Genomic DNA, 20,989 nt, shown 5'->3' on the forward strand with positions numbered 1-20,989 from the left:
CCAGGAGGCATACCGGAAAACACCACGTCCTTCTCCTCGCCGGTCACGCATTGCGATCAACGTGGTCAACGCTGGTTCCGGCCGGAGGCAGCCCGGGTCAGCCGAGGGCGCACGCCGGCAGCGGCACCGGGTTTGGGACCGCGCCGTCGGCCAGGAAGCCGAACGTGGCCTCGGCACCCGGGGCCAGCGCGCCGTTCCAGGCCGCGCTCCGGGCCGTCACGGCGGTCCCGCCCTGCGCCACCTGGGCACTCCACGCCTGGGTGATCCGCTGCCCGCCGGTGAGCGCGAAGCGGACCACCCAGAAGGGGATCGACACGGCGCCGGTGTTGCGGACCGTCACCTCGGCCTGGAAGCCGCCCGGCCACTGACCGGCGATGCGCCAGGTGGCCGTGCAGCCGCCGACCGTGGGCGTCGGCGACGGGCTGTCGGTCGGGTACGTCGGACCGGTCGGCGTCTGGCTCGGCGTCGGCGAGGTCGGCGTCGGCGAGGTGGTCGGGCTCGGTGGGGTGGTCGGGGTGGTCCCGCGCAACGCGGCGGTCAGCGCCGGGTACCACCGGTCGGACATCTTCTGGTCACCGGCGGCGTTGGGGTGCACCCCGTCGTACGTGTCGGTGGCGGTGTTGAAGCCGGTCCACTGGTCGACCACCACGATCGGCGAGGCGGCGGTGGTCTTCCCCGCCGCCCAGCCGTCGATGGCGGCGTTGAGCGCCACGGTCCGCTGCCCGCACTCCGGGCAACTCGCCGGGTTCATCGGGATGATCTTCGCGACCAGCACCGTGGTGGCCGGGTTGGCGGCCCGCATCTGGTCCACCAGCTTCGAGTACGCGGCCAGGATGGTGCTCGGCGCGATGTTGCTCCACACGTCGTTGGTACCGAGGTGCATGAGCACCACGTCGGGGTGGGTGGCGGCGAGCCAGCCCGGCAGCAGGTTCTGGTTGGCGATGTTGGTCGCCAGGTAGCCACCGTGCCCCTCGTTGTCGCCGTCGTAGGGCACGCCGCAGCCCTGGGGGCCGAGCGTGCCGACGAAGTCGACGTCGGTGTGGCCGGTGGACTGGAGCCGGTTCCAGAGCACGGCCCGCCAGCAGCCGGGCGATCCGGTGATGGAGTCGCCGAGCGGCATGACCCGGATCGGGGCGGCCGCGGCGGCGGCCGGTGGGGTGACGGAGACGAGGGTGAGACCGAGGGCGAGGGCGGGCAGCAGCGCGGCGACCGCGGTCAACGCGGCGCGCAGGCGGATTCGGGGCATGCGTACGGGACTCCTGTCACGTGACGATGGTCGGTGACGGCCCTGACGCTCCCGTACGCATTGAAGCGCTTCGAAGCCTGTGATTCAACCCCCGGACAGCGGTCAGTCGCCGTCCACCCGGCGGTCGCGCTTGCGCTGGGACTGCCGCTTCTTCTCGGCCAGCCGGCGTTCCTTCGCGCCCCGGGACGGACGGGTCGGCCGGCGCGGCTTGGGCGGCGGGGCGACCGCCTCGCGCAGCAGCGCGGTCATCCGTTCCCGGGCCGCCTCCCGGTTGGCCAACTGGGCGCGGTGCTCGCTGGCGGTGACCGTCAGCACGCCGTCGACCAGTCGGCCGGCGAGCCGGCCCAGGGCCCGTTCCCGCAGCGCGGGCGGCACGCTGGGCGAGCCGGCCAGGTCGAAGCTCAGCTCCACCCGGGAGTCGGTGGTGTTGACGCCCTGCCCGCCCGGCCCGGACGACCGGGAGAACCGCTCGCGCAGCTCGGCGGCGGGCACCACGAGCCGGTCGGTCACCCGGAGTCCGTCGTCCACGCCCCGAGGCTAGCGCCCCGGAAGGTGGCTCGGGGTCGGGGTGCCGGTCGGGGCCGGACCGGCCCGCTCCTGACCGGCGCCGGACGCCGCGTACGCGGCGGCGCCGACCAGCAGCAGGGCGATCACGGCGAGCTTGACGGCCACGCCCCGGATCGCGGCCCAGGCGTTGCGCCGCGCGCCCGGCACGCTGGTACGGACCGTCTGGTAGTCCTTCCAGCCGCGCTTGGCACGGGCGTACGACGCGCCGACTCCGGCGCCGATGACCAGGCCCACCAGGAGGAGGGCCGCGATGACAGCTTGCTCCACCTCCGCCAGTATCCATACTCAGCGTAATATTTCCATGGTCCGATGGTCCCACGCCGGATATCCGACAGTTCCGGCTTGTCCGCGCAGCTCAGCCGCCCCGGCCGATGATCGTGTCGGCGGTCTGCTGCACCTGGTCGATCGGGATGGCGAAGCCGATGCCGATCGAGCCGTTCCCGTCGATGGTGGCGATGGCGGTGTTCACGCCGACCACCTCCCCGCGCGCGTTCACCAGCGGCCCGCCGGAGTTGCCCGGGTTGATGGAGGCGTCCGTCTGCACCGCGGTGTGCCGGCCGTTGCCGATCCGGACCTGCCGGTTGAGCGCGCTGACGATACCGGCGGTGACCGTGCCGGCGAGCCCGAGCGGCGAACCGACCGCGAGCACCGGCTCGCCCACCCGGGTCCCGTTCGGCTTCGCCAGCGGCAGCGGCGGCAGCCCGGCCGACGCGGGCACCTTGAGCACGGCCAGGTCGCTGTCCGGCGCCCGGCCCACCACCTCGGCGGCGATCCGGCGCCCGTCCGAGGTCTCCACCGTCACCGGGCCGGCGCCGCCCCGGGCCAGGATGTGGTCGTTGGTGACGATGTGCTGCTCGTTGTCGATGGCGAAGCCGGAGCCGGACGCTCCCGCGCCGGACCTCCCGCCGACCATCACCGACACCACCCCGGGCACCGTCTTGCCGGCGGCGGTGACCAGCTCGGCCGGCACCGGCGCGGCGGAGGCCGCGGACGGGCCGGGTGCGCCCCGGTCGGCCGCCCAGGTGCCGGCCGCCGCGCCGGAGACGGTGGAGAGCGCCACCACCGCCGCCGCGCTCAGCAGCCGGCCCGACCAGCTCCGTCGCCCCGCCGGCCCGGCCGATCCGGGTACGCCGTCGTGACCGCGTCCGTCCGGGTCCAGCTCCGGGGAGACGAACCACGGGCCGCGCGGCTCGCCGAGTCCGGTCTGCACTGCCATGCCTGGCTCCTCACGTGTCGTGCGTCGTCCGGTCCGGATGTGCGGGTCAGGGCAGCCGGGAGAACCACCGCAGCGAGCCGGCGGCGGCGCCCATGGCCAGGACCAGCCCGAACCCGATGAAGCGGGCCGAGATGTCCTGCCGTTCCGTGCGGTAGCCGACCGAGGTGCCGATGTCCTCGTAGACGTCCTTCAGCTCGCGGCTGGTCGACGCCTCGTGGAAGCCGCCGCCGGTCGCCTCGGCGACCGCCTTGAGCGTCTGCCCGTCCACCGGCACCTGGATCGCCCGGCCGCCCCGGTCCACCGACCCGCCGGGCGTGCCGAACGAGATGGTGTGCACCGGCACCTTGGCGGCCACCGCCTGGTCCGCGGCCTCCATCGGGTCCATCCCGGAGGTGTTCGCGCCGTCGGAGAGGATGATGATCCGGGCCGGCGGCGGGTTCTTGGCGGCGCTGGCGTCCAGGCTCTTCACCGCGCCGAGCGAGGTGCTGATCGCCTCGCCGATGGCGGTGCCCTGCACGCCGGTGATCCCCTCGGCGAGCCGCTGGATCCCCTCGTGCAGCGCCTCCCGGTCGGTGCTCGGCGGCACCAGCACCGCCGCGCTGCCGGCGAACGCGACCAGGCCGACGTTGAACTCGTCCGGCAGCCCGTCGACGAACTTCCGGCCGGCCTCCTTGGCCGCGGTGAGCCGGTCCGGGTCCACGTCACCGGCGAGCATCGAGGTGGAGACGTCCACCGCGACCATCACGGTGGCCCGCTCCCGGGGCACCCGCACCTCCGCCTCGGGCCGGGCGAATCCGACCACCAGCAACGCCAGCATGGCGAGGAAGAGCCCCGCCGGCACGTGCCGGCGCCAGGCCGGCCGGCGCGGCGCGACCCGGTCCAGCAGGCGCAGGTTGGTGAAGCGGACCGCGTACCGGCTCTGCCGGCGCTGGCGGACCAGGTAGCCGGCGACCAGCGCGGCGACCACGAGCAGCAGCCAGAGGCGCGCGGGTGACTGCCAGTTCATGCCGCACCGCCCCGGGCGGTGGCCAGCCGACGCTGCTCGTGCACGTGCCGGATCACGTCCGCGCACCAGTCCCGGTCGGTGCGCAGCGTCAGGTGGGTGGCGCCGGCCCGGCGCAGGGCCCGACGCACCTGGTCGCGCTGCCCGGCGGCGGCGTGCGCGTACCGCTCGCGCAGCACCGGGTCGCCGGTCCACACCTCGCGGTGCCGCCCGCTCTCCGGGTCGACCAGGGTGATCAGCCCGACGTCGGGCAGCTCCAGCTCGCGCGGGTCGGTCACCTCCACGGCGAGCACCTGGTGCCGGACCGCCAGCCGGCGCAGCGCGGTCGCCCACGGCGGGGGCGCGTCCGGGTCGTCCGGCAGGTCGTCCAGGAAGTCGGAGACCACCACCACCAAGCCGCGCGAGGTGGCGACGCGCTGCACCCCGGCCAGACCGTCGGCCAGGCCCGGCGTCGGGGCGTCGGGGCCGCCGTCGGCCCGTCCGACCGCGCGCGCGTCCGGCCGCTCACCGGTACGCGGGGCGCCGAGCAACGCGCGGAGCAGCCCGAGCAGATGGGTCCGACCGCTGCGGGCCGGGAACCGGCGCAGCCCGTCCGGGGCGAGCACCTGGGCGCCGAGCCGGTTGCCCACGCCGGCGGTGAGGAAGCCGACGCAGGCCACCGCCGCCACCGCCAGTTCGCGTTTGTCCAGTGTGGCGGTGCCGTACTCCATGCTGGGGCTGGCGTCGACGAGCAGCCAGGTGGTCAACTCGCGGTCGGCGTCGACCTCCCGCACGTGCGGAACGGTGGTGCGGGCGGTGACCGCCCAGTCCATCCGGCGTACCTCGTCCTCGCCGGGGCGGTACTCGCGACTGCCGGCCGCCTCGCTGCCGGGGCCGGGCAGCAGGCCCCGGTACCGGCCGTGCAGCAGGCCGTCGAGCCGCCGGGTCACGATCAGCTCCAACCGGCGCAGCCGCTGGTCGGGGGCGAGGTCGGCGAGGCCGGGACCGGCCGGCGCGGGAGCGGTGCGGCGGGTCACGCCGCCGCCAGGTCCGCCGCCGCCGGCGCCGGACCGGTCACCAGCCGGGGCGGGGGCACCGCCTCGACCAGCCGGCGCACCAACTCCTCGCCGGTGACACCGTCGGCCACCGCGTCGAAGGAGAGCACCAGCCGGTGCGCCAGCACGTCCACCGCCAGGTCCCGGATGTCCTCGGGGAGCACGTAGTCCCGGCCGTGGATCAGCGCGTGCGCGCGGGCGGCGGCGACCAGGCCGAGCGTGGCCCGGGGGCTGGCCCCGTACGCCAACAGCGGCGCGACCTCGGGCAGGCCGAACCGGCCCGGGTCCCGGGTGGCGAGGATGAGTCGGACCACGTACTCGGCGAGCGCGTGGTGGACGAAGACGTCGGCGGCGCGGCGTTGCAGTTCCCGCAGCCGGACCGGGTCCAGCACCGGGCGCGCGGTGGGTCGCTCGGTGCTCATCCGGTAGAGGATGGCCAGCTCGTCGGCGTCGCTCGGGTAGTCGACCACGACCTTCATGAGGAACCGGTCGCGTTGCGCCTCGGGCAGTTGGTAGACGCCCTCCGACTCGATCGGGTTCTGCGTGGCCAGCACCAGGAACGGGTCGGGCACCGGCCAGCTCCGTCCGGCGATGGAGACCTGCCGCTCGGCCATCGCCTCCAGCAACGCGGACTGCACCTTGGCCGGGGCGCGGTTGATCTCGTCGGCGAGCACCAGGTTCGCCATGATCGGTCCCAGCTCCACGTCGAACGCCTCGGTGGAGGCCCGGTAGATCCGGGTGCCCACGATGTCCGACGGGACCAGGTCGGGCGTGAACTGGATCCGGGAGAACGTGCCGCCGACCACTGTGGCGAGTGTCTGCGCGGCCAGCGTCTTGGCCACTCCCGGCACGCCCTCCAGCAGGCAGTGACCGTCGGCGACGAGCGCGGTGAGCAGGCGGTCGACGAGCCGATCCTGCCCGACGATCACGCGTTTGACCTCGAAGAGGGTCTGGTCCAGCTCGACGCCGCTCGCGTCCGCATCGACCGGGCTGGGCACGCTGGCCAGGGTGTCCGAGATGTCCGTCACGGTGCTTGCTTCCCGGGCCGGACGGCCGACAAACGTCGGATTATCCGGCCCAGGTCGGCCCGGTCCGGGCCGGACCGGGAGGACCTCGCCGACCGGGCGGGAACGGCGCGAAGCGGCGTCCGGGGCACCGGACCGGGACGGAACACGACACCGGCCCCCGCCGTGGCGGGGGCCGGTGTCCGGCGGGGCGGGTCAGTTCGTGACCACGAGGTGGAACGGGCGCGGCGAGAAGATGCCGACGGAGTTGCGGGTCTGCACGAAGACCCCGTTCGGCGTCAGCAGCCGCGGCGCGACGGAGACCTCGCCGGCCGGCGGGACGTTCGCCGAGTCGTTGGTGCCGACGGTCGCCACGTACGCCTTCTGGCTCACGTCGTAGTCGAGCAGCACCTGGAACTGCCCCGGCGACACGCCCGGCCCGGGCGGGAACCGGAACGCGGAGACCACGTTGCCGGAGTGCTGGAGCAGCACGCCGGTGGACGACACCACCGCCCAGGCGACCTGCCCGGGAGCCGGCGGGGCCAGCGTGGCCCGCATGGCGGACCGGGCGGCCTGCCGCTCGGCCGGGCTGACCGCCGGCTGCTGCCCGGCGGATTGGGTGGGCTGGCCGGCCTTCGACTCCGGCTGGGCGGCGACCGCGATCCCGCCACCGGCCACGGTGAGGGCGAGCGCGGCGAGCGCCACCACCGTCGCCTTCCGCTTGAAGAATGTAGCCATGACTGATCTCCCTCTTTTGACCGTGGTGATGAAACGGCGCGAGCAATTGCGGGACATCGGGTTCCCGCAGTGGAGAGCACGGCCGCTGAGCTGGCCTTACTACGAAGCATTGGGATGTCTCAACCAGGTGGAACCTAACACCGGAAAATGGGGCGGTCAATAGCGTTAATCGCGTGTCCGACGCACCTCGAAAGCCGTCCTGAAATTGTGAGAAGGCAACGCTCGACCATTCACGAAATTGCTTCGCGGGACACCGGACCGACCCGTCCGCCGGTACGCTCACCGCCATGATCACCATGGACGCTCCCCCGCGCGGCGGCACCCGACGCAGCCGGTGGACGACGGTGGCGTGCTGGCTGGCGGTCGCGCCGGTGGCCGCCTGGGCGGTGCTGCGGCTGGCCGGGCTGGAACGCGGCCCGCTGGTGCTGACGACCGCCTTCACGCCGTACGTCGCCGCGGTGGCGCCGGTGGTCGCGGGGCTGGCGCTCGCGCTGCGGCGCCACGCGCCCGCGGTGGTCGCGGCGCTCGCCACGCTGGCGCTGGTCGGCGCCGTGGCGCCGCGTGCGGTCGCCGACGACCAGCCGCCCGCCGACGGACCGACGCTGCGGCTGCTCACCGCCAACCTGCGCCTGGGCTCGGCCGACCCGGCCCGGCTGGTGGCCCTGGTCCGCGTGCACCGGGTGGACGTGCTCACCGTGCAGGAGCTCAGCCCGCAGCTCGCCGCCGACCTGGACCGGCTCGGCCTGGCCACGCTGCTGCCGTACCGGTCGCTGAGCCCGGAGGTGGGCTCCACCGGCTCCGGTCTGTACGCCCGCCATCCGCTGCACGACCCCGGCTACCGACGCCATCGGCGATATTTCCTCACCCAGGCGTACGCCACGCTGACGGTGCCGGGCGCGCCGCCGCTGCGGGTGGAGTCGGCGCACCCGGGCGCGCCGTACATCCTCGACGCGGTGCCGCAGTGGTGGACCGACCAGCGCGCGCAGCCGCCGGCCACCCCGACCGCCGGGCTCAGTGTGCTGGCCGGCGACTTCAACGCCACGCTGGACCACGCCACCGTGCGCCGCCTGATCGCGACCGGCTACACCGACGCCGCCGACGCGGTCGGGGCCGGGCTCGCCGGCACCTGGGGCCCGTACGACGGCGACCCGATCCCGCCGGTCACCATCGACCACGTGCTTGTCGACCGGCGCATCGCGGTCCGCGCCGTCGACGTCTGGCCGGTGCCGGGCAGCGACCACCGGGCGGTGCTGGCCGAGCTGCGCCTGCCGGCGGCGTGAGCGGGGCGCGGGCCCCCGCCTCAGGCGTTCAGCCGGGCCCCCGCCTTGTCCAGGCCGTAGGTGAGCGCGTCGACGAGCGCGTGCCAGCTCGCCTCCACCACGTTGGGGTGCACGCCGACCGTGGTCCAGTCCCGGCCCGCGCCGGCGGTCTCCACCAGCACCCGGGTCACCGCGCCGGTGCCGTGGCTGCCCTCCAGGATGCGCACCTTGTAGTCGGCCAGCTCGAACTCCCGCAGCTCCGGGTAGTGCCGGGCCAGCCCGGACCGCAGCGCCTCGTCGAGCGCGTTGACCGGGCCGTTGCCCTCGGCGGTGGCGATCACCCGCTCGCCGCGTACCCGGATCTTGACGGTCGCCTCGGAGACCACCGCGCCGTCCTCGCGGTGCTCGACAAGCACCCGGTACGACTCCAGCGCGAACGGCCGGGCCGGCGCGGCGTCCGGCAGCTCGGAGCGGACCAGCAGCTCGAACGAGGCGTCGGCGGCCTCGAACGACCAGCCACCGGCCTCCAGCTCCTTGACCCGGCCGGTGACCCGGGAGAGCGCCTCCGGATGGCCGGCCAGGTCCAGACCCAGCTCGCGGCTCTTGAGCTCGATGCTGGCCCGGCCGGCCATCTCGGTCACCAGGATCCGCATGTCGTTGCCCACCACGGCGGGGTCCACGTGGTTGTAGAGCAACGGGTCGACCTTGATCGCGCTCGCGTGCAGCCCCGCCTTGTGGGCGAAGGCGGCGGCCCCGACGTAGGCCTGGTGGGTGTCGGGGGCGATGTTGGCGATCTCGGCGATGGCGTGCGAGACCCGCACCATCTGTTCCAGGCAGCCCTCCGGTAGGACGGGCATGCCGAGCTTGAGCTGGAGGTTGGCGACGATCGCGAACAGGTCCGCGTTGCCGGGGCGCTCGCCGTACCCGTTGGCGGTGCCCTGCACGTGCCGGACCCCGGCCTCGACCGCGGCGATCGTGTTCGCCACCGCGCAGGCGGTGTCGTTCTGGGCGTGCATGCCCAGCCGCTCCGGCGCCACGCCGGTCCGCGCGGCCAGGTCCTCGATCGCGGCGGTGACCTGGGAGGGCAGCATGCCGCCATTGGTGTCGCAGAGCACGAACCGCTCGGCGCCGGCGGCCATCGCGGTCGCCACCACGGCGGCGGTGTAGCCGGGGTCGTGGCGGAAGCCGTCGAACGTGTGCTCCCCGTCGACGAACACCCGCCGCCCCTGCGCCACCAGGTACGTGACGGTGTCCCGGACCATCGCCAGGTTCTCCTCGGCGGTGGTGCGCAGCGCGCGCTCGACGTGTCGCAGGTCCGCCTTGGCGACCAGCGCCACGGCCGGGGTCCCCGCGTCGAGCAGCCCGCGCACCTGCGGGTCGTCGGAGACCGCCAGGCCGGCCTTGCGGGTGGCGCCGAACGCGACCAGGACGGCGTGCCGCAGGTCCAGCTCCGTGCGGGCCCGGCGGAAGAACTCGGTGTCCTTGGGCACCGCGCCCGGCCAGCCGCCCTCGATGAAGCCGACCCCGAGGTCGTCGAGCAGGCGGGCCACCGCCAGCTTGTCGACCACCGAGTAGCTGAGCCCTTCACGCTGGGCGCCGTCGCGCAGCGTCGTGTCGTACACCTGGAAGGTCATCGGAGTCCTCTTCTCGTGCCTGGGGAGAGCAACAAAAAGACCCCCCGCGAAATGCGGGAGGTCGGCGCGCTCGGCGAGGGAAGCCGGCGCGCTAGCTGCTAATGATCAGGACGGAGCTGGTCACGACCGGTACTCTGCCACCTCCACCGCGTGTTGGGAGGGGTAATCCACATTCCGGGATGCGGGCAAGGATTGAAAAGTCGGCCAACGGGTATGAACCGGCTCAGCAACGACACATTCACTCCATGACGGCCGACCGGCCGGGACAGGAGTCACCCCTATGGACAGGCTCGACCCGCACACCACGCACGGCACCACCGACCCGGTCGCCGACGGCGGCCAGGGCGCCTACGCCGGCGGCGCGCCCGCCGGCGCGTTCGACCCCTGGCGTTACCGCGACGAGGCCGGCGTGGCCAGCGCCGACCTCACCGGCTACAAGGTCGAGGCCACCGACGGCAGCATCGGCAAGATCGACAAGGCGAGCCACGAGGTCGACGACAGCTACCTGGTGGTCGACACCGGCCCGTGGATCTTCGGCAAGAAGGTCATGCTCCCGGCCGGCACGGTGAACCGCGTCGACCACGACGACCGGAAGGTCTTCGTCGACCGGGACAAGGACCAGATCAAGGCGGCCCCGGAGTACGACGAGAGCAACCACGCCGACCCGGCCTACCGGGACAAGCTCGGCGGCTACTACGGCGAGAACTACTCCGCGCTGCCGCCGGACGGCCCGGCCCGGATCTGAGACAGCACCGGCCACGGCCGGCGGGGGCACACCGATGCCGCCGCCGGCCGTTACCGTGTCAGGGGTGGATGCCCCGGAGACCCCCTTCCCCGCCCTGTTCAACTTCCGCGACGTCGGCGGCTACCCCGCCCGCGACGGGCGCGCCGTCCGACGCGGTCGGCTCTACCGCTCCGACTCCCTGCACCGCATCGACGAGACCGACCGGGCCGCGTTCACCGCGCTCGGCATCCGCACGGTGATCGACCTGCGCCGGCCGACCGAGGTGGCGCGCGACGGCCGGGTGCCCGACTACGACGGGCTCGTCTACCGGCACATCCATCCCGAGCACGCGGACTGGGCCGCCCGGCAGTTCGAGTCCTCCGGCGTCGACCTGGCCCGCTACCTCGCCGACCGGTACGCGGACCTGGCCCGCACCGGCACGGCGGGGCTGGCCGAGGCGGTCGGCCTGATCGCCGACAGCGCCAACGCCCCGGTGGTGGTGCACTGCGTCGCCGGCAAGGACCGCACCGGCATCGTCTGCGCGCTCACGCTGGCCGTGCTCGGCGTGGCCGACGACGACATCGTCGCGGACTACGCGCTCAGCACCGCCGCCTCGGAACGGTTCAGCGCCTGGGTGCGGGCCACCCTGCCGGACGCGGAGGAGCTGCCGCCGCCGTTCCTGGGCTCCCCCGCCGAGGCGATGGAGCTGTTCCTCGCCGAGCTACGCGCCGGCCACGGCTCGGTCGAGGGCTACCTGACGCACGCCGGCGTCACCGAGGCCCAGCTCGACGCGCTCCGCACCCACCTTCTGGAATGACGTGTCGACAAGGAGTTGGCGTCCGGCGCCGGACCGGGCGGACGCCAACTCCTTGGTCACGCCTCCGGGGTCGTCAGAGCACCCGGGTGACCCAGTTGTGGGGGTCGGCGGCACGGCCGCGCTGGATGTCGACCAGCCGCTGCCGCAACGCCATGGTGGTGCGGCCCGGCTCGCCGCCGCCGATGAGGAACTCGCCGTCCGGGAAGCGCACGCCGCCGATCGGGGTGATCACGGCGGCGGTGCCGCAGGCGAAGACCTCGCGCAGCCGGCCGCTGGCCGCGTCCGCCTGCCAGTCGGCGAAGCTGACCGGACTCTCCCGGACCGGGTGCCCGGCCTCGGCGGCCAGCGACAGGATCGCGTCGCGGGTGATGCCCGGCAGGATCGTGCCGCCCAGCGGCGGCGTGACCACCGTGCCGTCGTCGTAGACGAAGAAGACGTTCATGCCGCCCAGCTCGTCGACGAACCGCCGCTCGACCGCGTCCAGGAAGACCACCTGGTCGCAGCCGGCCTCGATCGCCTCGGCCTGGGCCGCCAGCGACGCGGCGTAGTTGCCGCCGCACTTGGCCGCGCCGGTGCCGCCGGGCGCGGCCCGGGTGTAGTCCGGCGAGACCCAGACCGTCACCGGCTTCACCCCGCCAGCGAAGTAGGCACCGGCCGGCGACGCGATGACGCAGTAGAGGTATTCGTTGGCCGGGCGCACGCCGAGGAAGACCTCGCTGGCGAACATGAACGGCCGCAGGTAGAGGCTGCCGTCCTCCTGCTCCGGAATCCACTCCCGGTCGATCTCGACCAGCCGGCGCAGCGACTCCACGAACGTCTCCGGCGGCAGCTCCGGCATGGCCAGCCGGCGGGCGGACGCCACGAAGCGGGCCGCGTTGGCCTCCGGGCGGAACATGGTCACCGCCCCGTCACCGGTGCGGTACGCCTTCAGGCCCTCGAAGATCTCCTGCGCGTAGTGCAGCACGGCGGCGGCCGGGTCCATCGGGATCGGGGCGCGCGCCTCGATGCGGGCGTCGTACCAGCCCTTGCCGTCGGCGTAGCGGATGGTGACCATGTGGTCGGTGAACACCCGGCCGAACCCCGGGTTCGCCAGCAGGGCGGCCCGGTCGGCGGCGGATACCGGCGCGGGATTCGGACGGGTCTCGAAATCGAGCTTGTCACCACCGCTCATCGCGCTGACCTCCCTGCGGGTCCACGGCATGCGGGGGTCGCACACCGACGTCACTGGTGCCAGAAACTTACCCCGAACGGTCGTTCAGCGGATAGCTCCGACCCCGCACATCGACGATGCCAATCGGGGGGAGCTGGCCCGGAAACGGGTCTGGCGGCCCGGTTCCGGGCCGCCAGGAGGGATCGGCCCGGTCAGGCTACCGTGTGGGCGGCGAGCCGGTCGCCGACCTCGTCGGTGCGCAGCGGCGTGCCGGGGGTACGCCCGGACAGCTCGGCGGCGACCGCGGCGGTGACCCGCGCGGCGGCGTCGGCGTGGCCGAGCTGGTCGAGCAGCAGCGCGGCGGAGAGCACGGCGGCCACCGGGTCGGCGACGCCCTTGCCGGCGATGTCCGGCGCGGAGCCGTGCACCGGCTCGAACATCGACGGGTAACGCCCCTCCGGGTTGATGCAGCCGCTGGCGGCCAACCCGATGCCGCCGGTCACCGCGGCGGCGATGTCGGTGAGGATGTCACCGAAGAGGTTGTCGGTCACCACCACGTCGTACCGGGACGGGTTCGTCACCAGGAACATCGCGGCGGCGTCGACGTGCTGGTACTCCGTGGTCACGTCGGGGTGCTCGGCGGCCACCTCGGCGAAGGCGCGGGACCACAACGAGCCGGCGTGGGTGAGCACGTTGGTCTTGTGCACCAGCGTGACCTTGCGCCGCTCCCGGCGGCCGGCCCGGGCGAACGCGTCCCGGATCACCCGCTCGACGCCGTGCCGGGTGTTCAGGCTCTCCTCGGTGGCCACCTCGGCCGGGGTGCCCCGGTGCAGGCTGCCGCCGGCGCCCGCGTAGAGCCCCTCGGTGCCCTCGCGGACCACCACGAGGTCCACCTCGCCGGGCTTGACGGCCGCCAGCGGGCCGGTCACGCCGGGCCAGAGCCGGGACGGCCGGAGGTTCACGTACTGGTCGAAGGCGAAGCGGAGCTTGAGCAGCAGGCCGCGCTCCAGCACGCCGGGCGGCACGGTCGGGTCGCCGACGGCGCCGAGCAGGATGGCGTCGTGACCGGCCAGCTCGTCGAGGACGCTGTCCGGGAGCACCTCGCCGGTGCGGTGCCAGCGCGCGGCGCCGAGGTCGTACTCGGTGGCCTCGATGCCGGGCAGCACGGCGTCGAGGACCTTGCGGGCCTGCCCGACCACCTCGGGACCGATGCCGTCACCGGCCACCACCGCGATGCGTGCCACCTGGCGCTCCTCACCTCGTCGTTCTGCGCAACGGTACGTCGCCGTCCCGCCTCCCGGTACGAGTCTTCCACCATCCGGGAAGCCCGATGCACAGGAGGCTCCCAGCCGGCATTCATGGTGCGGTCATCTCCACTGCTTAGGGTCGAGTCGACCGGGTCGACGGGAGCCCGGCACCGGCATCGCCGCGACGCTGCGGCGGCCAGCGAGGGGGCGGGTGTCATGCGGATCGACCAGCGGCGGGCACACTGGGCGGACGAACAACCCCGGACCCGCTGGGTCGACCAGACCGGGTTCCGCCAGCCCCGCCCCGACCTGCGCCTCGGCGCCCGCAGCCACCGGGTGGAGCGCGACGGCACCACCCCCTACGACCGGATCAGCGTCCGGCACACCGTCAGCACCTCCACCGCGGAGTACACGCTGCTGCTCAACGCGCCGGACTGGTTCGGTCACCGGGGCGTCGGCGAGGCGCTCCGCGACGCCGTCGCCGAACTGCGCGCCGTCGACCTCACCTTCGGCCCGAACCAGCCGGACAGCCTGGTGTCGCGGCTGCGGCGCGACGAGATCAGCCCCGACTCGTACCCTCCGCTGGCCGACCTGGTGGACCGCTGCGCCGCCATGCGGGCGGCGACCGACGGGTGGTTCGACGCCTGGGCGGTGCCGGGCGGCTTCGACCCGGGCGGCCTGCTCGGCGGCTGGGCGGTGGAGCGGGCCGCGGCGCGGTTGCGGGCCGCCGGCATCCACGACTACGCCGTGCTCAGCGGTGCCGACCTGACGGTACGCGGCCACGCCGCGCACGGCGGCCCGTGGCGGGTCGCGGTGCACCACCCGACCGAGGCGCGCCGGTCGCCGCTGGTGCTGGAGATGACCGCCGGCGCGGTCGGCACCTCCGGGGTCACCGGGCGGCGGGGGCACGTCGTCGACCCGCACACCGGGGAGCCGACCGAACGACTGGTCGCCGCCACCGTGGTCGGCCCGGACCTGGCGATCGCCGACGCCTACGCCACCGCCCTGTACGCCGCCGGCCCGGCCGGCCTGGCCTGGTTCCGCGACGGCTCGGACTACCGCGCGCTCTTCGCGCACCAGCGCCGCTGACGCGCGGTCCCGCCCCGCTCGCATCCGGGGCGTGGAACCGCGATCGGCCCCCGCGGTCTCGGCAACGACCGTGGGGGCCGGTCAGCGACGAATGCGCGTGGCTCGCGCAATCGAGGGGTGCGGGCCGACAAGCCGGGCACCCGACCGCGTCACCCGAAGACGGGCCGGGACATCGACTCAGCCGGAAACCGCACCGGTACGCTAGCGAATCGACGCAACTCGACGCAAGAGTCTCCACAGCGGACGCCGCCGGAGCGGTGTCGACAATCAGCAGGTGAACCCTCGGGGCGGGGCGGAAGTGACGCCGGCCGCCCGGGATGGCACGCTGTCCGCCGTGAGTTTCGATCTGAGCGTGTGGGCCCTGCCGAACGGGGCCACCCCGGAGCAGGTGCGAGCGGCCGTGCGGCAGTGCCGCGAGGGATGGCACGGCGAGCAGCACCCCGACCCGCGCGTGGTCGGCTTCTACCGGGCGATCACGGCGAGCTACCCCGACCGGCCGGCCCGACCGGGCACGCCGTGGGAGGTCGCACCGCTGCACGCGGCCGCCGACCACGTCGAGATGAACCTGCACCCCGCCTGCCCGGACCAGGTCCTGTTGGACATCGAGCGGCTGGCCGGCGAACACGACCTGATGCTCTTCGACGCGCAGGACGGCTCGGTCTACCCGCCGCCCGCCCGCGTCCGGTCCTGACCGACGCGACCGGCGTCCGCCGCACGACGAAGGGCCCGGCCGAAGCGGCCGGGCCCCGATCCGTCCGGTGCGGACTACTCGTCGCGCAGGTCGGCCGCGCTGGCCGCGACCGCGCCGATCGAGTCGGCCGCGGAGGTGAGCAGGTCGGCGCCGAGCGCCTGGTCGACGGTGAGCGTCATCAGCGTCTCGCCGCCGGCCTCCCGCCGGGCCACCTGCATGGCGGCGATGTTGACGCCGGCCTCGCCGAGCAGCGTGCCGACCGTGCCGACCACGCCGGGCCGGTCGACGTAACGCAGGAAGACCAGGATGCCCTCCGCGCCGATCTCCACGTCGAAGCCGTCCACCTCGGTCAGCTTGAGCACGTCCCGGGCCCCGGTGTGCACCGCCGTGCCGGAGACCCGGACGGTCCGCCCGTCCGGCAGCGCGCCGCGCACCGTCACCAGGTTCGGGTGGTCCACCGTCTCGGTCGGCGTGGCCAGCGTGACCTCGACGCCCCGCTCGGCGGCCAGGTGCGGCGCGTTGACGTAGGTGACCTGCTCCTCCACCACGGAGCTGAACAGCCCCTTGGTGGCGGCGAGCTTGAGCACCGACACGTCGTGGCTGGCGATCTCGCCGCGCACCTCGACGGTGACGCTGGCGGCCACGCCGCCGGCCAGCGCGGTGAACGCCCGGCCCAGCTTCTCGGCCAGCGGCAGCAGCGGCCGGACGTCCTCGGCGACCACGCCGCCGGCCTGCACGTTCACCGCGTCCGGCACGAACTCGCCCTGGAGCGCGAGCTTGACGCTCTTCGCCACGGCCAGACCGGCCTTGTCCTGCGCCTCGTTCGTGGAGGCGCCCAGGTGCGGGGTGGCCACCACGTTGTCGAACGCGAACAGCGGCGACGAGGTGCAGGGCTCCTTGGCGTACACGTCGACGCCGGCGCCGGCGACCCGGCCCTCCGCGATCGCGTCGGCGAGCGCCTGCTCGTCGACCAGCCCGCCCCGGGCGGCGTTGACGATCCGGACGCCCGGCTTGACCACCGCCAGTTCCTTCTCGCCGATCAGGCCCACCGTCTCCGGCGTCTTCGGCAGGTGGATCGAGATGAAGTCGCTCTCCCGCAGCAGCTCCTCCAGGCCGACCAGGCGCACCCCGAGCTGCGCGGCGCGGGCCGGCTGGATGTACGGGTCGTACGCGATGAGCCGGGTGCCGAACGCGGCGATGCGCTGCGCGAACAGCACGCCGATGCGGCCGAGGCCGACCACGCCCACGGTCTTGCCCTGGATCTCCACGCCGGTGTACTTCGACCGCTTCCACTCGCCGGCCTTGAGCGCGGCGCTGGCGCTGGCGGTGTTGCGGGCCACCGCGAGCAGCAGCGCGACCGCCTGCTCGGCGGCGGAGACGATGTTGGAGGTGGGAGCGTTGACCACCATGACGCCACGCGCGGTGGCGGCCGGCACCTCGACGTTGTCCAGGCCGACGCCGGCCCGGGCGACCACCTTCAGCCGGGGCGCCGCCGCGACCGCCTCGGCGTCGATCTGGGTGGCGCTGCGTACGATCACCGCGTCGGCCTCGGAGAGCGCGGAGAGCAGGGCCGGACGGTCGGTGCCGTCCACGTGGCGCACGTCGAAGTCGTGCGCGAGCACCTCGATGGCGGCGGGGGCGAGTTCTTCGGCGATCAGTACGACAGGATTCATCGGTCCTCGTAGACGCTCGGTATCGGTTGGCCTGGGGCGTCGGGGCGCCGCACTGCGCCCTGCGCCGATCCGTGCCATGGCCGTCGGGTGCCGCGTGGAGCACCACACCAAGGATGGTAGGTGTCGGCCCGCCCTCCGGGTCCCGGACCAGGGGGTGAGGGCCCTCACACGCGGTCGTCACGCGCCGGACACCGCCGGTTCATGTGCCGACGACGACGACCCGCGGCCCGACGCCGGGGAGAGCGTCGGGTCGCGGGTCGCACGGTGTGCCCGGTCGGGCGGTGGGTCCGATCAGGCGGTCTCGGTGATCGGGCGGTCGACCCAGCTCATCATGGCGCGCAGCTTCTGCCCGGTCTCCTCGATCGGGTGGGCCGCGCCCTCGGCCCGCCACTTGGCGAAGTTCGGCCGGCCGGCCTCGTCCTCGGCCACCCACTCGCGGGCGAACTCGCCGGACTGGATCTCGCCGAGGATCTTGCGCATCTCGTCCTTGACCCGCGAGTCGACGACCCGGGGGCCACGGGACAGGTCACCGTACTCGGCGGTGTCGGAGATGCTGTAGCGCATCCGGGCGATGCCGCCCTCGTACATCAGGTCGACGATCAGCTTCAGCTCGTGCAGGCACTCGAAGTAGGCCACCTCGGGCGCGTAGCCGGCCTCGGTGAGCACCTCGAAACCGGTCTGCACCAGCGCCGCCGCGCCGCCGCAGAGCACCGCCTGCTCGCCGAAGAGGTCGGTCTCGGTCTCCTCGGTGAAGGTGGTCCGGATCGCGCCGGCCCGGGTGCCGCCGATCGCCTTGGCGTACGCCAGCGCCAGGGCGAACGCGTTGCCGCTGGGGTCCTGCTCGACGGCGACCAGGCAGGGCACGCCCTTGCCGTCGACGTACTGGCGGCGGACCAGGTGACCGGGACCCTTCGGGGCGACCATCGCCACGTCCACGTCGGCCGGCGGCGTGATCAGGCCGTACCGGATGTTGAAGCCGTGGCCGAAGAAGAGCGCCTTGCCGGCGGCCAGGTTCGGCGCGATGGCGTCGGCGTAGAGGCCACGCTGGGCGGTGTCCGGCGCCAGGATCATGATCACGTCGGCCTCGGCCGCCGCCTCCGCCGGGGTGAGCACCCGCAGGCCCTGCTCCTCGGCCTTGGGCCGGCTCTTCGACCCGGCGGGCAGGCCGATCACCACGTCGACGCCGGAGTCACGCAGCGACAACGCGTGCGCGTGGCCCTGGCTGCCGTACCCGATCACGGCGACCTTGCGGCCCTGGATCAGGCCCAGGTCGGCGTCGTCGTCGTAGAAAACCTCAACGCTCATTGACTTCCCTTTCGTACGGCGGTGCCCGTCGGCCCGTCGAAAAACTGGTGGGTACGGATCAGGCGGCGCGCAGCGCCGGGCCGGCGGTGATGGCGCGGGAACCGCGCCCGATGGCCACCGTGCCGGACTGGACCATCTCCTTGATGCCGAACGGCTCCAGGTCACGCAGCAGCGCGTCGAGCTTGTCCGGCGTGCCGGTGGCCTCGATGGTCAACGTGTCCGGCGCGACGTCGACCACCCGGGCCCGGAACAGGCCGACCGTCTCCAGCACCTGGGCGCGGGCGCTGCGGTCCGCGCGGACCTTGACCAGCAGCAGCTCCCGGGCCACCGAGACCTGCGCATCCAGCTCAACGATCTTGAGTACGTTGACCAGCTTGTTGAGCTGCTTGGTCACCTGCTCCAGCGGCGAGGACTCGGCGTTGACCACGATGGTGATCCGGGAGACGTCCGGGTTCTCGGTCTCGCCCACGGCGAGACTGTCGATGTTGAACCCGCGCCGGGAGAACAGCCCGGAGACCCGGGCCAGGACACCCGGCTTGTTCTCCACCAGCACGGACAGCGTGTGCAAGGTCATTAGATATCGTCCTCGTCGAACGCGGGGCGGACGCCCCGGGCGAACATGATCTCGTCGTTGCTGGTGCCGGCGGCCACCATCGGCCAGACCATCGCGTCCTTGCCGACCACGAAGTCGATGACCACCGGCGCGTCGGTGATCGCCATGGCGGCCTCGATGGTCTTGTCCACGTCGGCGGCGTTCTCGCAGCGCAGCCCGACGCAGCCGAGCGCCTCGGCGAGCTTGACGAAATCCGGGATGCGGTGCTTGTGCGTGCCCAGCTCGGTGTTGGAGTAACGCTCCCCGTAGAACAGCGTCTGCCACTGCCGGACCATGCCGAGGTTGCCGTTGTTGATCACGGCGACCTTGACCGGGATGCCCTCCAGCGCGCAGGTGGCCAGCTCCTGGTTGGTCATCTGGAAGCAGCCGTCGCCGTCCACCGCCCAGACCGTGGTCTCCGGCCGGCCCACCTTGGCGCCCATCGCGGCCGGCACGGCGTAGCCCATGGTGCCCAGCCCACCGGAGTTCAGCCAGGTGTTCGGCTTCTCGTAGGAGATGAACTGGCTGGCCCACATCTGGTGCTGGCCGACGCCGGCCACGTAGATCGCGTCCGGACCGGCGATCTCGCCCAACCGCTTGATCACGTACTGCGGGGAGAGCGTGCCGTCGGCCGGCTCCTCGAAGCCGAGCGGGTACCGCTCGCGCAGGTCGTCGAGCTGGTGCCACCAGTCCGCCAGGTCGGCGGCCGGGTGGGTGGCCTGCTCGGCGGTGACCGCCGCGATCAGCTCGTCGATCACGTGCCGCGCGTCACCCACGATCGGGACGTCGGCGTGCCGGTTCTTGCCGATCTCGGCCGGGTCGACGTCGGCGTGCACCACCGCGGCGTCCGGCGCGAACGAGTCCAGCTTGCCGGTCACCCGGTCGTCGAAGCGGGCGCCGAGCGCCACGATCAGGTCGGCCTTCTGGAGGCCGTAGACGGCGGCGACGGTGCCGTGCATGCCGGGCATGCCGAGGTGCTGCCGGTGCGAGTCGGGGAACGCGCCGAGCGCCATCAACGTGGTGACCACCGGGATCCCGGTCAGCTCGGCCAGCCGGCGCAGCCCTTCGGTGGCGCCGGCCTTGAGCACGCCGCCGCCGACGTAGAGCACCGGCCGGCGGGCCGTGGTCATCAGCCGGGCCGCCTCGCGGATCTGCTTGCCGTGCGGGTGCAGCGTGGGCCGGTAGCCGGGCAGGTCCAGCGTCGGCGGCCAGGAGAACGTGGCCGGCGCCTGGAGGACGTCCTTGGGGATGTCGACGAGCACCGGCCCGGGCCGGCCGGTGGAGGCCAGGTGGAACGCCTCGGCGAGCACCCGGGGGATCTCGTCGGCGGTCTGCACCAGGAAGTTGTGCTTGGTGATCGGCAGCGTGATGCCCTGGATGTCGGCCTCCTGGAAGGCGTCCGTGCCGATCGACGGCCGGGCCACCTGGCCGGTGATCGCCACGATCGGCACCGAGTCCATGTAGGCGTCCGCGATCGGGGTGACCAGGTTGGTCGCGCCCGGGCCGGAGGTGGCGATGCAGACGCCGACCCGGCCGGTGGCCTGGGCGTAGCCGGTGGCCGCGTGCCCGGCGCCCTGCTCGTGGCGGACCAGGATGTGCCGGACGGTGGAGTCGTAGAGCGGGTCGTACGCGGGCAGGATCGCGCCGCCCGGGATGCCGAAGACCACGTCGACGCCGAGCGCCTCCAGCGAGCGCACGAGCGAGCCGGCGCCGGAGACCTGCGCGGTGGCGGGCTGCCGTACCGGTGTGCCGGCCGGGTCCGCGCCGGCCGGGACGGCCCGGCTCGCGGCGGGGGCGGCGCCGGTGCGGGCGGCGGGGGCGTGGTCGGCGTCGCCGGTCGCGCCGGTGCCCGTGCGGGCTCGTCGGGCGGAGTGGGCGAGGGTCTCTGGCGTGGGTCTCGTCATGGCGGTTCAGGCCTTCGGCTGTGAGTGGGTGACGCGGTTGTCAGGATGGGACGGCGGGCGTCCCGGCGATGGTCCGACGGCAACAAAAAAGCCCTC

At 73.6% G+C, this 20,989-nt stretch carries 20 protein-coding genes; 5 read left to right on the top strand and 15 right to left on the bottom strand.

Translation table 11 applies throughout. From position 1 onward, the window contains the following. Nucleotides 1-97: 97 nt before the first annotated feature. The 8 genes from AB0B02_RS17425 to AB0B02_RS17460 form a co-directional block, all read right to left on the bottom strand. On the bottom strand, nucleotides 98-1,246 hold the full coding sequence (locus tag AB0B02_RS17425) for a cellulose binding domain-containing protein (RefSeq protein WP_357301250.1): 1,149 nt from the start codon (nucleotides 1,244-1,246) through the stop codon (nucleotides 98-100). A 102-nt stretch (nucleotides 1,247-1,348) separates the two neighbouring features. Continuing rightward, the gene (gene arfB / locus AB0B02_RS17430) at nucleotides 1,349-1,774 is read right to left on the bottom strand and encodes an alternative ribosome rescue aminoacyl-tRNA hydrolase ArfB (RefSeq protein ID WP_107156148.1); all 426 of its coding nucleotides are present in this window, start codon (nucleotides 1,772-1,774) and stop codon (nucleotides 1,349-1,351) included. A 9-nt stretch (nucleotides 1,775-1,783) separates the two neighbouring features. Next, on the bottom strand, nucleotides 1,784-2,080 hold the full coding sequence (locus AB0B02_RS17435) for a hypothetical protein (RefSeq protein ID WP_281935809.1): 297 nt from the start codon (nucleotides 2,078-2,080) through the stop codon (nucleotides 1,784-1,786). An 88-nt stretch (nucleotides 2,081-2,168) separates the two neighbouring features. After that, on the bottom strand, nucleotides 2,169-3,029 hold the full coding sequence (locus AB0B02_RS17440) for a trypsin-like peptidase domain-containing protein (RefSeq protein WP_281935811.1): 861 nt from the start codon (nucleotides 3,027-3,029) through the stop codon (nucleotides 2,169-2,171). A gap of 46 nt (nucleotides 3,030-3,075) precedes the next feature. Next, nucleotides 3,076-4,035 carry a VWA domain-containing protein gene (locus AB0B02_RS17445; protein ID WP_357301257.1) on the bottom strand — a complete coding sequence of 320 codons (960 nt, stop codon included), beginning with the start codon at nucleotides 4,033-4,035 and terminating at the stop codon, nucleotides 3,076-3,078. Then, nucleotides 4,032-5,048, bottom strand: coding sequence for a DUF58 domain-containing protein (locus tag AB0B02_RS17450; protein WP_281935815.1), 1,017 nt, complete (start codon nucleotides 5,046-5,048; stop codon nucleotides 4,032-4,034). Before AB0B02_RS17450 ends, AB0B02_RS17445 begins: the two co-directional genes overlap by 4 nt. Continuing rightward, complete coding sequence (locus AB0B02_RS17455; RefSeq protein WP_281935817.1) at nucleotides 5,045-6,094, bottom strand: MoxR family ATPase; 1,050 nt, start codon at nucleotides 6,092-6,094, stop codon at nucleotides 5,045-5,047. The genes AB0B02_RS17450 and AB0B02_RS17455 overlap by 4 nt, the downstream gene beginning before the upstream one ends. A 192-nt stretch (nucleotides 6,095-6,286) precedes the next feature. Further along, the gene (locus AB0B02_RS17460; protein ID WP_281935819.1) at nucleotides 6,287-6,808 is read right to left on the bottom strand and encodes a hypothetical protein; all 522 of its coding nucleotides are present in this window, start codon (nucleotides 6,806-6,808) and stop codon (nucleotides 6,287-6,289) included. Between the two features lie 296 nt (nucleotides 6,809-7,104). Here AB0B02_RS17460 and AB0B02_RS17465 point away from each other — a divergent pair, with 296 nt between their 5' ends. Further along, on the top strand, nucleotides 7,105-8,088 hold the full coding sequence (locus tag AB0B02_RS17465; RefSeq protein ID WP_281936286.1) for an endonuclease/exonuclease/phosphatase family protein: 984 nt from the start codon (nucleotides 7,105-7,107) through the stop codon (nucleotides 8,086-8,088). A 20-nt stretch (nucleotides 8,089-8,108) separates the two neighbouring features. Here AB0B02_RS17465 and cimA read toward each other — a convergent pair whose 3' ends face one another. After that, the gene (cimA, locus tag AB0B02_RS17470; RefSeq protein ID WP_357301262.1) at nucleotides 8,109-9,701 is read right to left on the bottom strand and encodes a citramalate synthase; all 1,593 of its coding nucleotides are present in this window, start codon (nucleotides 9,699-9,701) and stop codon (nucleotides 8,109-8,111) included. A gap of 280 nt (nucleotides 9,702-9,981) precedes the next feature. On the opposite strand from cimA, the gene AB0B02_RS17475 reads away from it, so the two are divergent. Together AB0B02_RS17475 and AB0B02_RS17480 are read left to right on the top strand one after the other, a co-directional pair. Beyond that, a complete protein-coding gene (locus tag AB0B02_RS17475; protein WP_281935822.1) occupies nucleotides 9,982-10,446 on the top strand; it encodes a PRC-barrel domain-containing protein in 465 nt (154 codons plus the stop codon). 64 nt (nucleotides 10,447-10,510) lie between these two features. Then, entirely contained in the window at nucleotides 10,511-11,242 is a 732-nt protein-coding gene (locus AB0B02_RS17480; RefSeq protein WP_357301266.1) for a tyrosine-protein phosphatase, read from the top strand. Between the two features lie 73 nt (nucleotides 11,243-11,315). Here AB0B02_RS17480 and AB0B02_RS17485 read toward each other — a convergent pair whose 3' ends face one another. Together AB0B02_RS17485 and AB0B02_RS17490 are read right to left on the bottom strand one after the other, a co-directional pair. Then, nucleotides 11,316-12,413: a branched-chain amino acid aminotransferase gene (locus tag AB0B02_RS17485; protein ID WP_357301270.1), complete on the bottom strand. Its 1,098-nt coding sequence runs from the start codon at nucleotides 12,411-12,413 to the stop codon at nucleotides 11,316-11,318. 191 nt (nucleotides 12,414-12,604) lie between these two features. Continuing rightward, entirely contained in the window at nucleotides 12,605-13,636 is a 1,032-nt protein-coding gene (locus tag AB0B02_RS17490; protein WP_357301274.1) for a 3-isopropylmalate dehydrogenase, read from the bottom strand. Between the two features lie 219 nt (nucleotides 13,637-13,855). On the opposite strand from AB0B02_RS17490, the gene AB0B02_RS17495 reads away from it, so the two are divergent. Both AB0B02_RS17495 and AB0B02_RS17500 read left to right on the top strand, forming a co-directional pair. After that, entirely contained in the window at nucleotides 13,856-14,728 is an 873-nt protein-coding gene (locus AB0B02_RS17495; RefSeq protein ID WP_281935830.1) for an FAD:protein FMN transferase, read from the top strand. Nucleotides 14,729-15,062: 334 nt separating this feature from the next. Further along, the gene (locus AB0B02_RS17500; protein WP_199199609.1) at nucleotides 15,063-15,419 is read left to right on the top strand and encodes a hypothetical protein; all 357 of its coding nucleotides are present in this window, start codon (nucleotides 15,063-15,065) and stop codon (nucleotides 15,417-15,419) included. Nucleotides 15,420-15,493: 74 nt separating this feature from the next. Here AB0B02_RS17500 and serA read toward each other — a convergent pair whose 3' ends face one another. From serA to AB0B02_RS17520, 4 genes are all read right to left on the bottom strand, one after another. Then, entirely contained in the window at nucleotides 15,494-17,092 is a 1,599-nt protein-coding gene (gene serA / locus AB0B02_RS17505; RefSeq protein WP_107156162.1) for a phosphoglycerate dehydrogenase, read from the bottom strand. Nucleotides 17,093-17,383: 291 nt separating this feature from the next. Further along, nucleotides 17,384-18,397: a ketol-acid reductoisomerase gene (gene ilvC, locus AB0B02_RS17510; RefSeq protein ID WP_281935834.1), complete on the bottom strand. Its 1,014-nt coding sequence runs from the start codon at nucleotides 18,395-18,397 to the stop codon at nucleotides 17,384-17,386. Between the two features lie 58 nt (nucleotides 18,398-18,455). After that, entirely contained in the window at nucleotides 18,456-18,971 is a 516-nt protein-coding gene (gene ilvN, locus AB0B02_RS17515; RefSeq protein WP_107156164.1) for an acetolactate synthase small subunit, read from the bottom strand. Next, on the bottom strand, nucleotides 18,971-20,893 hold the full coding sequence (locus AB0B02_RS17520) for an acetolactate synthase large subunit (protein ID WP_357301280.1): 1,923 nt from the start codon (nucleotides 20,891-20,893) through the stop codon (nucleotides 18,971-18,973). Before AB0B02_RS17520 ends, ilvN begins: the two co-directional genes overlap by 1 nt. Between the last annotated feature and the right edge of the window lie 96 nt (nucleotides 20,894-20,989).

The organism is Micromonospora sp. NPDC049240, assembly GCF_040647835.1.
Classification (GTDB): domain Bacteria; phylum Actinomycetota; class Actinomycetes; order Mycobacteriales; family Micromonosporaceae; genus Micromonospora.